Genomic DNA, 11,398 nt, shown 5'->3' with positions numbered 1-11,398 from the left:
GGCGTAGTGGTCCATGTCGTTGCCGTCCCAGGGCTGGCTGGAGCGGCCGTGGCCGCGGCGGTCGTGGGTGATGACGCGGAAGCCGTTGTTGGCCAGGTGGAAGGCGGCCGATTCCCAGCTGTCGGCGTTCAGCGGCCAGCCGTGGCTGAGCACGACCGGTTGGCCGGTGCGCGGACCCCAATCCTTGTAGTAGATCTCGACGCCGTCGCGGGTGGTGATGGTGCTCACCGAGTGGGCCACCGGGCCGCCTTTGGCGGCGGGCGCCGCTTCGGCAGCCGTGGTCACGGCGGCCAGCGGCAGCGCGGTGGCGACGGCCGCCGCCGCGGCGACGGCGCCGCCGACCATGGCGGAGCGGCGCGCTGGATTGACTTGGTTGTTTTCGTTATTGGACACGGTGTTTTCCTTATTGGTGATTGCCGTCAGGGGTTGAATTCAGTTCAGGTGCCGCGTGAAGAAGGCGTCGGTGCGGCCGTTGGCCAGGGTCGCGGCGGCGGCGTCGTAGTGGTCGCCGCCCGGGCGCGCGAAGGCGTGGTTGCAGCCCGGGTAGGTGTGCATCTCGATGTTGGCGTTGTCCTTGAGGGCGGCGTGGATGACCGCCTGGGCGTCCTTGCCGATATATTCGTCGTCGCCGGCCAGGTGGTAGAGCAGCGGGCGTTTGACGCCGGCGCCTTCGGCCGCGTAGTTTTCGGTGGCGCCGCCGTAGTAGGCGACGAAGGCGTCGGCGTCGGCGCGGGCGGCGGTCAGGAAGGTCATCAGCCCGCCCAGGCAGTAGCCGGTCACGCCGACCTTGCCGGAGGCGCCTTGCATGGCGCGGGCGGCGGCCACGGTGGCGGCGACGTCGCCGACGCCGGCGCCGAAGTCGTAGGCGCCGTACAGCGCGAAGCCGCGCTCCCAGTCGCCGGGATTGGCCTCGGACATGTCCAGCCCCGGCGCGGCGCGCCAGAACAGGTCGGGGGCGACGGCGATGTAGCCCTTGGCGGCGTAGTCGTCGCAGATGCTGCGGATGCCGGCGTTGACGCCGAAGATCTCCTGCAGCACAACGATCACCGGCGTGGCCGGCGCGCCGCCGCTGCCGGCCGGCCGCGCGACGTAGCACTGGAAGCTGCCTTCGGCGACCGTGACGGTGAGGGATTCGTTGGAGGATGCGTTCATGTTTTTGCTCCGTGGTGTTGGGCGCTGCCACACAGTTGCGGGCTGCCGATCGAGTGCATGGTAGGGCCGAATTGCGCCGCTGGGAACGGCCATTCGTGCAAAGCTGGATTGCAAAAATGCATATCCCGACATCGGGGTGCCGGGGCCCATCCCCTAAGTGATACGCGCCGCCATCCCGGTCCGAGCGACGACGATTTTCAGCGCCGGATTGCGTTTTTTGCAAAACTGCTCAATACTTGCCGGGCCGATCCGCATATGGCCGGATCTCCCCTATGAGACAGACGAAAAACGATGGCCTTTTTCACCAAGAAAAAGATCGCGCTGGCGGTTGGCGCGATCGTGATCGGCGGCGCCGCGCTGGCGTTCTATACCAAAAGCCAGACCCCCGTGGTGGAGCCGCCACGGTTCCGCGTGGCGGCGGTCGATACCGGCACCATCACGCAGACGGTGACGGCCACCGGCACCATCAACCCGGTCGCCCTGATCAACATCGGCTCCCAGGTCTCGGGCACCGTCAACGTGCTGAAGGCGGACTTCAACGACCGCGTGAAAAAGGGCCAGGTCCTGCTGACGCTCGACCCGACCATCTTCAACGCGCAGATCCGCCAGGGCGAGGCGCAGCTGGCGTCGGCGCGCGCCTCGCTGCGGCTGGCCCAGGCCACGCACCAGCGCAACCAGACCCTCGTGACGCAGAGCTTCATCTCGCCGCTGGCGCTGGACCAGTCCAAGCGCGAGGTCGACGTGGCGCTGGCCAACATCCAGCTGACGCAGGCGCAGCTGGCGCGCGCGCAGGCGGACTTGAACAACAGCGTGATCCGCTCGCCGATCGACGGCGTGATCATCAAGCGCACCGTCGACCTGGGGCAGACGGTGGCGGCGTCGTTCACCACGCCGACCTTGTTCCAGATCGCGCAGGACCTGACCAAGATGCAGATCGACACCAGCGTCTCGGAGGCGGATGTCGGCGCGTTGAAGGAGGGGCAGCAGGCGCGCTTCGTGGTCGACGCCTATCCGGACCGGGAATTCGAGGCGCGCATGCGCCAATTCCGCCTGGCGGCCAACGTGGTGCAGAACGTCGTCACCTACAACGTGGTGCTCGACGTCGACAACCAGGACGAACTGCTCAAGCCTGGCATGACGGCGCAGGTGCGCCTGTTGGTGGGCAACCGCGAGAACGTGCTGCGGATTCCGACCGCCGCGCTGCGCTTCCGCCTCAGCGACGAGGAACTCGAGCGGCAGGCCAAGGCGGCCAAGGGCAAGGGTGCGGCCGGCGCCGACGCCGACAGCGCGCTCGACGCGCCGCCGCCGGACGACGATGCGGCGTTCCGCACCAAGGCCGACCTGACGCGCACCTTCAAGATCTACACGCTCGACGCCAAGAATCAGCCGCAGCCGGTCGACGTCAGGATCGGCCTGTCGAACTTCCGCTACACGGAGGTGGTGGGCGGCGCCCTGAAGAAGGGCGACAAGGTCGTCACGCGCGCGATCGTCGAGAACAAGGACGGTGTGCGTTGAGGACGCCACACGCCGGCGCCGAGGCGACCAACGCGGCCGATGCCTTGATCGACATCCGCGGCGTCACCAAGAGCTACTTCTCGGGCGGCGTCGAGACCCGGGTGCTGTTCGGGATCGACCTGGCGGTGCCGCGCGGCGACTTCCTGGCGGTGATGGGGCAGTCCGGCTCGGGCAAGTCGACCTTGATGAACATCTTCGGTTGCCTCGACCAGGCCACCGGCGGCAGCTACTTCCTCGACGGCGTCGATACCCTGACCTTGTCGCGCGCCGAACTGGCCACCATCCGCAACCGCACCATCGGCTTCGTGTTCCAGAGCTTTAACCTGATCAAGCGCATGAGCGTGGCGGAGAACGTCGCGCTGCCGCTGATCTACGCCGGCGTGTCGCGCGCCAGGGCGCACGCCAAGGCGCTGGTGGAGCTGGAGCGCGTCGGGCTCAAGGAGTACGCCAGGCGCACGCCGAACCAGCTGTCCGGCGGCCAGCAGCAGCGCGTGGCGATCGCCCGCGCGCTGGTCGGCGATCCGCCGCTGATCCTGGCCGACGAGCCGACCGGCAATCTCGATACGCAGACCAGCGAGGAGATCATGCGCTCGTTCCAGCAGTTGAACCAGGAGCGCGGCATCACCATCCTGCTGGTCACGCACGAACCGGACATCGCCGCCTACAGCAAGCGGCTGATGCGCCTCAAGGACGGCCATGTGCTGTATGACGGCCCCGCCGCCGAAGGCCTGCGCGAGATGGCGCTGAGCCAGGAGGCGGCGCTGAACCTGCCACCGATCAGCACGGCGGCGCCATGAATCCCCTGCAGATCACCATCGAGGCGTTCCGCTCGATGCTGGCGAACCGCCTGCGCACCTTGCTGACGATGCTGGGCATTATCATCGGCATCGCCTCGGTGGTGCTATTGCTGGCCGTCGGCGACAGCATGAAGCGTTTCATCTCCAAGCAGCTGGAGCAGCTGGGCACCAACATGCTGTTCATCTCCCCCGGCGGCGATCGCGCGCAGCAGCAGCGCCTGCGCAACGGCGCCGCGCCGGCGCTGACGATGCTCGACGCGGCGGCGCTGAACCGGCTGCCGTCGCTGGCCGGCGCGGCGCCGACCTTGCAGGGCGGCTTCAATCTGGCGGTCGGCAACGAGAACGCGTCGAAGACGGTGCACGGGGTCACGCCGGACATGTTCAAGATCCGCGGCTGGAAGATCGACAAGGGCAGCGCCTTCAGCGACGCCGACGTGCGCGCGGCCGCGCGCATGGTGGTCATCGGCCGCAAGATCGCCGACCAGTTCTTCTACAAGATCGACCCGCTGGGCAAATACATCCGCATCGAGAACGTCTCGTTCCAGGTGGTCGGGGTGCTGTACGGCGAGGGCAAGCAGGTCGACGGCGGCGATTTGAGCGACTACGTGCTGGTGCCGATCACCGCCGCCGCCGCCAACCTGGTGAAGATGCCGTTCCCCGGCAATGTGCACTACGTGGTCGCGCAGGGCAAATCCGGCGGCAACCTGCAGGACGCCATCCAGGACATCAACGACACGCTGCGCGACCGCCACCGCATCAAGTTCGAGCAGCCGGACGATTTCCGCATCGATAACCTGGCCTCGTTCGCGGAGACGGCCAAGACCATCAGCGCCGGCCTGGCCGCGCTGCTTGGCCTGATCGGCGCGATCTCGCTGATCGTCGGCGGCATCGGCATCATGAACATCATGCTGGTGTCGGTGACCGAGCGCACCCGCGAGATCGGCATCCGCATGGCGATCGGCGCCAAGCCGCGCGACGTGCTGCTGCAGTTCCTGACGGAGGCGGTGGTCATCTGCCTGGTGGGCGGGGTGTTCGGCATTCTGGTGGCCACGGGCGCGGCGGCGGCGATCACGGCGAGCGGCAAGTTCGACGTGTTCATCACCTTGCAGGCGGTGGTGGTGGCGTGCGGCTTTTCCAGCCTGGTGGGCGTGTTCTTCGGTTTTTACCCGGCGCGGCGGGCCTCGAAGCTGCTGCCGGTCGATTGCCTGCGCTACGAGTGACGTGGCGCGGTGGCCGAACTTAGTAGTCGAATTTCTTGCTGCGCGCGGCGCTCTTGAAGAACAGCACCGGGTCGCGGTCCTCTTCCAGTTTCTTGCGCCGCTCGCGGGCCTCGAGCGCCCGCTGCGCGCGCCGCTCGTTGTGCTCGTCGATGCGCAGCTGGACTTGGAAACCCTGTTTGCTGTTCGCCAGCAGCCCCATTTTTTGCCGCATCGCGGCCACCCAGATACAGAAAATGATCAGCAGGGAGAGCAGATAAGCGGCTTGCCAGATGCCATAATTCTGGCTGATGACGGGAAACAGCGGCGCCGCGTGCTCCAGCCAGCCTTGGCCCAGCACGCCGAGCACGGCCGCGCAGGCGCCCAGCCCGATGGTCTTGGTGATCAACCAGCGGCTGGCTTTGATGCGCTGCTGCCAGAATGCCAGGGCGGCGTCTTGCGGCGGAGTGTCGGGGATGTCAGTAGTCATGGCGGCATTTTTTAGGCGCGGGTGAGGCGGGTGACATTATATGTCATATTTTCCAATGGGAAACTAAGGTTGCAATTGATGTGGGTCAATGAGGATGCCAAGATGAGGAAAAGCTGGTGGTCGGCGGCGTTGCTGGCCGTCTGCATCGCCGCCGATGCCGAGGCGGTCGAGCGCGCCACGGCGCCGGTGGAATCGGTGGTCGGCCCCGGCTGGGCCAACAATTCGGTCAACGCCGTGGTGTTCCGCAAGAACTCGCTCGTCTCCGACCGGCACACGCAGTACGTCGGCTACTACGACGCCGAACGCTATCTGGTGCTGGGCAAGCGCAAGCTGGGCACGTCGCGCTGGACCACGCGCCGCACGCCATACCGCGGCAACGCCGCCGACGCCCACAACGCCATCAGCCTGATGCTCGATGGCGCCGGGTATTTGCATGTGTCCTGGGACCACCACAACAACGCGCTGCGCTACGCGCGCGGCGTCAAGCCTGGCTCGCTGGAGCTGGGTGCCAAGCTGGCGATGGTCGGCGCCGACGAGGAGTCGGTGTCGTATCCCGAGTTCTACCGCCTGCCGGACGGCAACCTGCTGTTTTTCTACCGATTGGGCGGTTCCGGCCGGGGCGACCTGGTCATCAACCGCTACGACGCGCAAACGCGGCGCTGGTCGCGGCTGCACACTAACCTGATCACCGGCGAGGGCCGGCGCAACGCCTACTGGCAAGCCTTCCTCGACCACCGGGGCACCTTGCACCTGTCCTGGGTGTGGCGCGAATCGCCGGACGTGGCCAGCAACCACGACCTGGCCTACGCGCGTTCGCGCGACGGCGGCGTGACCTGGGAAACCTCCGCCGGCCGGCCGTACGCCTTGCCGATCAGCGCCGACAGCGCCGAGTACGCGCTGCGCATTCCGCAAAACAGCGAACTGATCAACCAGACCTCGATGGCGGCCGACAGCGACGGCCATCCCTACATCGCCAGCTACTGGCGCGACGCCGGCTCGGCGGTGCCGCAGTACCACGTGGTGTTTCATGACGGCGACGGCTGGACGGTGCGCCCCTTCGATTTCCGCAAGACGGCGTTTTCGCTGAGCGGGGAGGGCACCAAGCGCATTCCGATCGCGCGCCCGCAAATCATGGTCGATGCCGGACCCGGCACCGGCAAGCCGGGCGGCCTGCTGGTGTTCCGCGACGAGGAGCGCGGCAGCAAGGTGTCGGTCGTCAGCATCAGCGATTTTGTCGGCGGCAAGTGGCAAGTCGGCGATCTGACCGCCGCGTCGGTGGGCGCGTGGGAGCCGAGTTTCGATACCGAGTTGTGGCGGCGCAACGGTATGCTCAGCCTGTTCGTGCAGGACGTGCAGCAGGTCGACGGCGAGGGACAGGCGGCGGCGCCGCCCCGGCCGGTGCGGGTGCTGGACTGGCGGCCGCGTTGACACCGCATTGACACCGTCTTGAAACAATACGTGACAAATCGGCACCGCCGGCAGCACGTATTTTGTTGTCGGTTGGTATTTGATTGGACTACCATTGATTTTTTAACGTCAAGAGTAGCCCATGAAATCCACGCTTGCCCTCCTGCTGCTGGCCCTCAGCGCCGCCGTCTGCGCCCAGGACCACGAGTCCGACAAAGCCGACAAAGCGGCGTCCACGCCGGCGCCGGGCAAGGAGCGCGCGGCCGATCTGCTGGCCAACGAGCGCGTCATCAAGGCCGACTCGCGCGTGAGCAAAACCGCGACCGTCACCATCAAGGGCAAGGCGGTGCCGTACAAGGTCACGGCCGGCACGCAGCCGGTGTGGGACAAGGATGGCAAGGTCAGCGCGACCCTGTTTTATACCTACTACCAGCGCACCGACGTCGCCGACAAGAGCAAGCGTCCGCTGGTGCTGTCGTTCAACGGCGGCCCGGGATCGGCGTCGGTGTGGATGCACGTCGCCTACACCGGCCCCAAAGTGCTGAACCTCGACGCCGAAGGCTATCCGACCCAGCCCTACGGCGTGCGCGACAATCCGCACTCGATCCTCGACGTCGCCGACATCATCTTCATCGATCCGGTCAACACCGGCTTCTCGCGCGTGTTGGATGGCAAGAGCGACCGCGCGCGCTTCTTCGGCGTCAATGCCGACATTTCCTACCTGGCCGAATGGGTCAGCACCTTCGTCTCGCGCGAAGGCCGCTGGACGTCGCCTAAATACTTGATCGGCGAGAGCTACGGCACCTCGCGCGTGGCCGGCCTGGCGCTCGAATTGCAGAACGCCCAGTGGATGTACTTGAACGGCGTGGTGCTGGTGTCGCCGACGGAGCTGGGCCTCAAGCGCGACGGCATCGTTGGCGACGCGCTGGCGCTGCCGTACTTCGCCGCCACCGCATGGTATCAAAAGGTGCTGCCGGTCGACCTGCAGGCGCGCGACTTGAAGGATCTGCTGCCGGAGGTCGAAGCCTTCACCGTCGACGAACTGCTGCCGGCGGCGGCGCGCGGCGGCTTTATCGATCCGCAGAAGAAGGCGCAGATCGCGGCCAGGTTCGCGCGTTACTCCGGCTTGTCGGAAGCGTATGTGCTGCAGAATAACCTGTCGGTGCCGGTCGATAGTTTCTGGAAGGAGCTGTTGCGCAAGCAGGGCAAGACCGTCGGCCGCCTCGACTCGCGCTATCTGGGCATCGACAAGACCGATTCCGGCGACAAGGTCGATTACAACGCCGAGCTGACCTCGTGGCTGCATTCGTTCACGCCGGCCATCAACCAGTATCTGCGGGTGGACCTGGGCTACAAGACCGACATCAAGTACAACCTGTTCGGCGACGTCCATCCATGGGATTTCAAGAACGAAAAGACCGGCGAGAACCTGCGCCTGGCGATGGCCGCCAATCCCTACCTGAAGGTGATGATCCAGTCGGGCTACTACGACGGCGCCTGCACCTATTTCGACGCCAAGTATACGATGTGGCAGCTGGACCCGAGCGGCAAGATGAAGGACCGCCTGCGCTTCGAAGGCTACCGCAGCGGCCACATGATGTATCTGCGGTCGGAGGATCTGGCGCGCGCCAACGACGATCTGCGCGACTTTATCCGGCAGGCCACGCCGGCGCCCAACGCGCCGGCCAAGTACTAAACCGAATCGCGGTCCGGCGTGTGCGAACGCCGGACCGCGCGGTCGTCATTATTGTTGTTGCTGGTTGCGCTTGGCGATCTCGTTGCCGGCGTAGGCGCCGCCCATCGCGCCGGCGATGGTGGCCAGCGTCCTGCCCTTGCCGCCACCCACCTGGTTGCCCAGCAGCCCACCCACCACCGCACCCAGGCCGATACCGACCGCGCTGTTCTGTGGCGCCGGCGCGGGCGCGCGCTGCGGCGGCGCTTGCGCAACCTCGTTGCGGTCGTCATTGCGGCTCGCCTGGCGGGCCGGCGCATAGGTGTGATGGACCACCGTGCGATGCTCGACCACCTGGCGTGGCTGCGGCTGCGGCGCCTGTCCTTGCGCGCTCAGCGGCTGGTTCGCCTGCATCATTGGCGCGGTGGCGCTGATCTCTGGCTGCACGCTGCCTTTCGCTTGCGAGTACGGCAGCAGGCCGAGGATGGAGGCGGCGCCCACCAGGCTCACCAGGGTGACGGAAAACGCGGCGACGGCCAGCAGCGGGTGCATGCGGTTAGGTAGGGTATGTTCCATTTTCTTCTCTCCAGATATCGCCATGGCTGGCGCTTGCTCCTATAACGGGGCCGGGAGCGAACAGGGTGACCAGGAAAGTGTTTCCGGAGTAAGCAGATGTTACGGCGCGCTCTTGGCGGCGCCGCGTCGCTCCAGCCATTCGCGTCCGCCCCGGTCGAGCGCGCGTTCGACCACGGCCGCCGGCAGGCTGTAGACGGTGGCCCAGGTGGCGCGGCCATCGGCGCCGTTCGACGGAAAGCTGCTCACCTCGACCGGCCAGTGATATTTGCGCTTCAGGCTCTTGATGATGGCGGCCAGCGAGGTGCGGCCTTGCAGCGGCGGGTTGCCGGACTGGTCGCTATCGGAAAGCAGCACCGCCAGCACGGCGCCGCGCGCCGTCAACGGACCGGGAAAGGTGGGGGATTTCGGGGATTTGGTAGCCATGGCGACATTCTACGCCGGGGGCGGACCCCACGCGACGGCGAGGCCCGCCCCGCGGCGCCCGCTCAAGCGCGCAACTGACGCCTGCGCGCGTAGCCGACCATGCCCAGTCCGAACGCCATCATCATGTAGACGCTTGGTTCGGGCACGGCGGCGGCGCTGATTTGCACCGTGTCGATACCGATGTAGTTCGAATTGGCGCCAAACAGGCCGCCGTCGGTGACCGTGTAGCGGAACGCGAACGCGCCCGTGGTCGGGCCGGTCAGGCCGCTCAGGGTGGCGCTGTAGCGGGTCCATTCCTCCGGATAGCCGCCCACCTGCAACGTCGGATTGATGCTGATGAGGAGCGTCGAGAAGGTGCCCACGCTGGTCGCCGTGCTGCCGACATCGGTCCCGCCGGCGTTGCTGAAGCGGACCTCCAACCGGTCCGGCCATTCGGAGAACTCGGCGGTGCGGCTGTAGAAGGACAGCGTGTCGCCGTTGCGGTAGGTGGAGGTGGGCAGTATCAGCCAGGTGCTGATGGTGGAGAACTCGGCGCCGGATTCAAAATTGGCGGCCAGGTAGGAGTTCGGCGCCCCCTGCTGCGCGTCGAAAACGAACTCGTTGCCCTGGAACCAGGCGAGCGTGCCCGGCGGTTGACTCAGGTTGTTGACGGTCCAGCCCGCGGGCAGGCCGGTGTCGAAGTTTTCGGTCAGCGGATCGGCCGAGGCGCCCGTGCTCAGGCCCAAGGTCAATGCCAACGCGAAAGCGGACAGCAAAGCGGATTTGAATGAAACAGCCATCTTAACCTCCAGTAAGTGGAAAACGGCGAGCGGGCGCCCGCCGTCATGGCCAAAATAGCATGCTTAATTAATTGTCATTAAACCCAGAACAACCGGGCCGTAGTTTGATCGCCGCTTTGCCGCTTCGGCGCCCCTTGTTAATGCACCTGGGCCATCTTGCCCAGCGCGACCTTCAGGCTGGCGCTGTCCAGCAAGTTGACCAGCTGCGGGTGGTCGGCAAAAAAGGTCGCGACGCGCTCGACCACGCCCGGGTTGTGCTGCTGCGCGGTGGTGGCGATTTCGGCCACTTGCGGCGGCGTGATCTCGGCGACTTGCTGGGGCGTGAGCTGGGCGTGGCCGTTGGCGGTGAACAGTTCGCCGACGCTGCCGGCGAGGGCGGTGAGCATCGCCGGACTGACGTGGTCCAGCAGCTGGTTCAGCAAGGCAGTCTGCAACTGCGGATCGCTGCGCACGAACAACTGGCTGACCAGCTGGCCGAACGGCGGCGTTTCGTTCGACAAAAAGGCGGACGCCAAGCCTTGCGCGATGGAAGAGCGCGGCGTATCGCCGACCACGTGCGAGAACGCCTGCGCGACGCCTTCCGGATCGGCCGCGGTTGGATGTCCCGCGAACTGCTGCAATAAGTTTCCAAGGTCAAAGCCCATGACTGCTCCCGTGTTTAAAACCCCAGCGTAAGGCGGAAGCCGGGCGGCGTCTGTTCGGGGCCTAACGGAGGGTTGGCGGCATGGTTGCGGAAATTGTCTTTTTATACAGTATAATATGGCACTATAGTTCGCATGCTACATTGTTTTTATTTTTATGATAACTTGCGTGTCTATTGGGAGAGAGCACATGCAAACAGAGCAACGACACAACGCTTCGCTGAGCGCGGCGGTGGAACATGGAATTTGGTTGGCCGAGTCGCAAGGCAGCGCGATCGCCTGGGCCTATATGCAAACGTATAAGGTCCCTGCGGAAGCGATTCGCCGCGTGCTGGCCTATCCGGAGACACGCCGCAAGAGCGACGCGCTGCGCCGCTATCAGTGATGTGGCTGGCGCGCTGACGCCATACGCAAAAAAAACCCGCGGAGCCTGTTGGCGCTGCGGGTTTTTTTTTGGTGACGCTGTGTCACGCGTATGCAATTCGTATTCATGGTGCCGGGAGCCGGAATCGAACCGGCACGCCTTGCGGCGCGGGATTTTGAGTCCCGTGCGTCTACCTATTCCGCCATCCCGGCAACGCGACCCGCATTATCACTGATTTGGTTCGCAGCCGCAAGCCTTGATGCGCACTATTTGGTTTTTAAGCAAGTGGCAGGCCGTCCCGGCCAACACCGCTCCTGCTCGACGCAGATCAAAGCGCGCTGTTTTTGTCGGATGAGCCCGTTTTTTCGGGCCCCATAATGGCTGCT

Annotated in this window: 13 protein-coding genes and 1 tRNA gene; 6 read left to right on the top strand and 8 right to left on the bottom strand. The window is 65.6% G+C overall.

Translation table 11 applies throughout. The annotated features are described in order from the left end of the window. Positions 1-345: alpha/beta fold hydrolase (locus BMX85_RS11845; RefSeq protein ID WP_373923541.1), on the bottom strand; the 345-nt coding region annotated here is incomplete at its 3' end. Between the two features lie 87 nt (positions 346-432). After that, complete coding sequence (locus tag BMX85_RS11840) at positions 433-1,152, bottom strand: dienelactone hydrolase family protein (protein WP_090317494.1); 720 nt, start codon at positions 1,150-1,152, stop codon at positions 433-435. A gap of 291 nt (positions 1,153-1,443) precedes the next feature. Here BMX85_RS11840 and BMX85_RS11835 point away from each other — a divergent pair, with 291 nt between their 5' ends. Genes BMX85_RS11835 through BMX85_RS11825 form a run of 3 tightly spaced genes read left to right on the top strand, consistent with a single transcriptional unit; the run spans position 1,444 to position 4,684 of the window. After that, positions 1,444-2,667, top strand: a complete 1,224-nt coding sequence (locus BMX85_RS11835) for an efflux RND transporter periplasmic adaptor subunit (RefSeq protein WP_090317491.1) — start codon at positions 1,444-1,446, stop codon at positions 2,665-2,667. Further along, complete coding sequence (locus tag BMX85_RS11830; RefSeq protein WP_304529054.1) at positions 2,664-3,464, top strand: ABC transporter ATP-binding protein; 801 nt, start codon at positions 2,664-2,666, stop codon at positions 3,462-3,464. Before BMX85_RS11835 ends, BMX85_RS11830 begins: the two co-directional genes overlap by 4 nt. Next, entirely contained in the window at positions 3,461-4,684 is a 1,224-nt protein-coding gene (locus BMX85_RS11825; protein ID WP_229210402.1) for an ABC transporter permease, read from the top strand. The genes BMX85_RS11830 and BMX85_RS11825 overlap by 4 nt, the downstream gene beginning before the upstream one ends. A gap of 19 nt (positions 4,685-4,703) precedes the next feature. Here the strand turns inward: BMX85_RS11825 and BMX85_RS11820 are convergent, their stop codons facing one another. Continuing rightward, complete coding sequence (locus BMX85_RS11820) at positions 4,704-5,150, bottom strand: hypothetical protein (RefSeq protein ID WP_090317488.1); 447 nt, start codon at positions 5,148-5,150, stop codon at positions 4,704-4,706. Positions 5,151-5,252: 102 nt separating this feature from the next. Between BMX85_RS11820 and BMX85_RS11815 the strand changes: the two genes are divergently transcribed. Together BMX85_RS11815 and BMX85_RS11810 are read left to right on the top strand one after the other, a co-directional pair. Next, positions 5,253-6,578 (top strand): BNR repeat-containing protein, encoded by a 1,326-nt coding sequence (locus BMX85_RS11815; protein ID WP_090317760.1) that lies wholly within the window; start codon positions 5,253-5,255, stop codon positions 6,576-6,578. Between the two features lie 121 nt (positions 6,579-6,699). Beyond that, positions 6,700-8,253: a S10 family peptidase gene (locus tag BMX85_RS11810; protein WP_177196710.1), complete on the top strand. Its 1,554-nt coding sequence runs from the start codon at positions 6,700-6,702 to the stop codon at positions 8,251-8,253. 48 nt (positions 8,254-8,301) lie between these two features. Here the strand turns inward: BMX85_RS11810 and BMX85_RS31420 are convergent, their stop codons facing one another. From BMX85_RS31420 to BMX85_RS11790, 4 genes are all read right to left on the bottom strand, one after another. Then, positions 8,302-8,805 (bottom strand): glycine zipper 2TM domain-containing protein, encoded by a 504-nt coding sequence (locus BMX85_RS31420; RefSeq protein ID WP_090317485.1) that lies wholly within the window; start codon positions 8,803-8,805, stop codon positions 8,302-8,304. Between the two features lie 99 nt (positions 8,806-8,904). Further along, on the bottom strand, positions 8,905-9,228 hold the full coding sequence (locus BMX85_RS11800) for a hypothetical protein (RefSeq protein WP_090317482.1): 324 nt from the start codon (positions 9,226-9,228) through the stop codon (positions 8,905-8,907). A 62-nt stretch (positions 9,229-9,290) separates the two neighbouring features. Continuing rightward, on the bottom strand, positions 9,291-10,007 hold the full coding sequence (locus BMX85_RS11795; protein WP_090317480.1) for a choice-of-anchor J family PEP-CTERM protein: 717 nt from the start codon (positions 10,005-10,007) through the stop codon (positions 9,291-9,293). A gap of 137 nt (positions 10,008-10,144) precedes the next feature. Further along, the gene (locus BMX85_RS11790; protein ID WP_143067951.1) at positions 10,145-10,651 is read right to left on the bottom strand and encodes a hypothetical protein; all 507 of its coding nucleotides are present in this window, start codon (positions 10,649-10,651) and stop codon (positions 10,145-10,147) included. 187 nt (positions 10,652-10,838) lie between these two features. On the opposite strand from BMX85_RS11790, the gene BMX85_RS11785 reads away from it, so the two are divergent. Next, a complete protein-coding gene (locus tag BMX85_RS11785) occupies positions 10,839-11,033 on the top strand; it encodes a hypothetical protein (protein WP_090317474.1) in 195 nt (64 codons plus the stop codon). 106 nt (positions 11,034-11,139) lie between these two features. Here the strand turns inward: BMX85_RS11785 and BMX85_RS11780 are convergent. Next, a tRNA-Leu gene (locus BMX85_RS11780) sits at positions 11,140-11,224 on the bottom strand. Between the last annotated feature and the right edge of the window lie 174 nt (positions 11,225-11,398).

Source organism: Duganella sp. CF517 (assembly GCF_900110275.1).
In the GTDB taxonomy this organism is placed as follows: domain Bacteria; phylum Pseudomonadota; class Gammaproteobacteria; order Burkholderiales; family Burkholderiaceae_D; genus Rugamonas.
The sequence above is the reverse complement of the archived record's forward strand: the minus strand, read 5'-3'. Positions and strand labels throughout refer to the sequence as shown.

Bases quoted from the DNA above. Each gene is read 5' to 3' on its own strand.
- BMX85_RS11840 (WP_090317494.1), bottom strand. From the start codon at position 1,152: ATGAACGCATCCTCCAACGAATCCCTCACCGTCACGGTCGCCGAAGGC.
- BMX85_RS11835 (WP_090317491.1), top strand. From the start codon at position 1,444: ATGGCCTTTTTCACCAAGAAAAAGATCGCGCTGGCGGTTGGCGCGATC.
- BMX85_RS11825 (WP_229210402.1), top strand. From the start codon at position 3,461: ATGAATCCCCTGCAGATCACCATCGAGGCGTTCCGCTCGATGCTGGCG.
- BMX85_RS11820 (WP_090317488.1), bottom strand. From the start codon at position 5,150: ATGACTACTGACATCCCCGACACTCCGCCGCAAGACGCCGCCCTGGCA.
- BMX85_RS11815 (WP_090317760.1), top strand. From the start codon at position 5,253: ATGAGGAAAAGCTGGTGGTCGGCGGCGTTGCTGGCCGTCTGCATCGCC.
- BMX85_RS11810 (WP_177196710.1), top strand. From the start codon at position 6,700: ATGAAATCCACGCTTGCCCTCCTGCTGCTGGCCCTCAGCGCCGCCGTC.
- BMX85_RS31420 (WP_090317485.1), bottom strand. From the start codon at position 8,805: ATGGAACATACCCTACCTAACCGCATGCACCCGCTGCTGGCCGTCGCC.
- BMX85_RS11800 (WP_090317482.1), bottom strand. From the start codon at position 9,228: ATGGCTACCAAATCCCCGAAATCCCCCACCTTTCCCGGTCCGTTGACG.
- BMX85_RS11795 (WP_090317480.1), bottom strand. From the start codon at position 10,007: ATGGCTGTTTCATTCAAATCCGCTTTGCTGTCCGCTTTCGCGTTGGCA.
- BMX85_RS11790 (WP_143067951.1), bottom strand. From the start codon at position 10,651: ATGGGCTTTGACCTTGGAAACTTATTGCAGCAGTTCGCGGGACATCCA.
- BMX85_RS11785 (WP_090317474.1), top strand. From the start codon at position 10,839: ATGCAAACAGAGCAACGACACAACGCTTCGCTGAGCGCGGCGGTGGAA.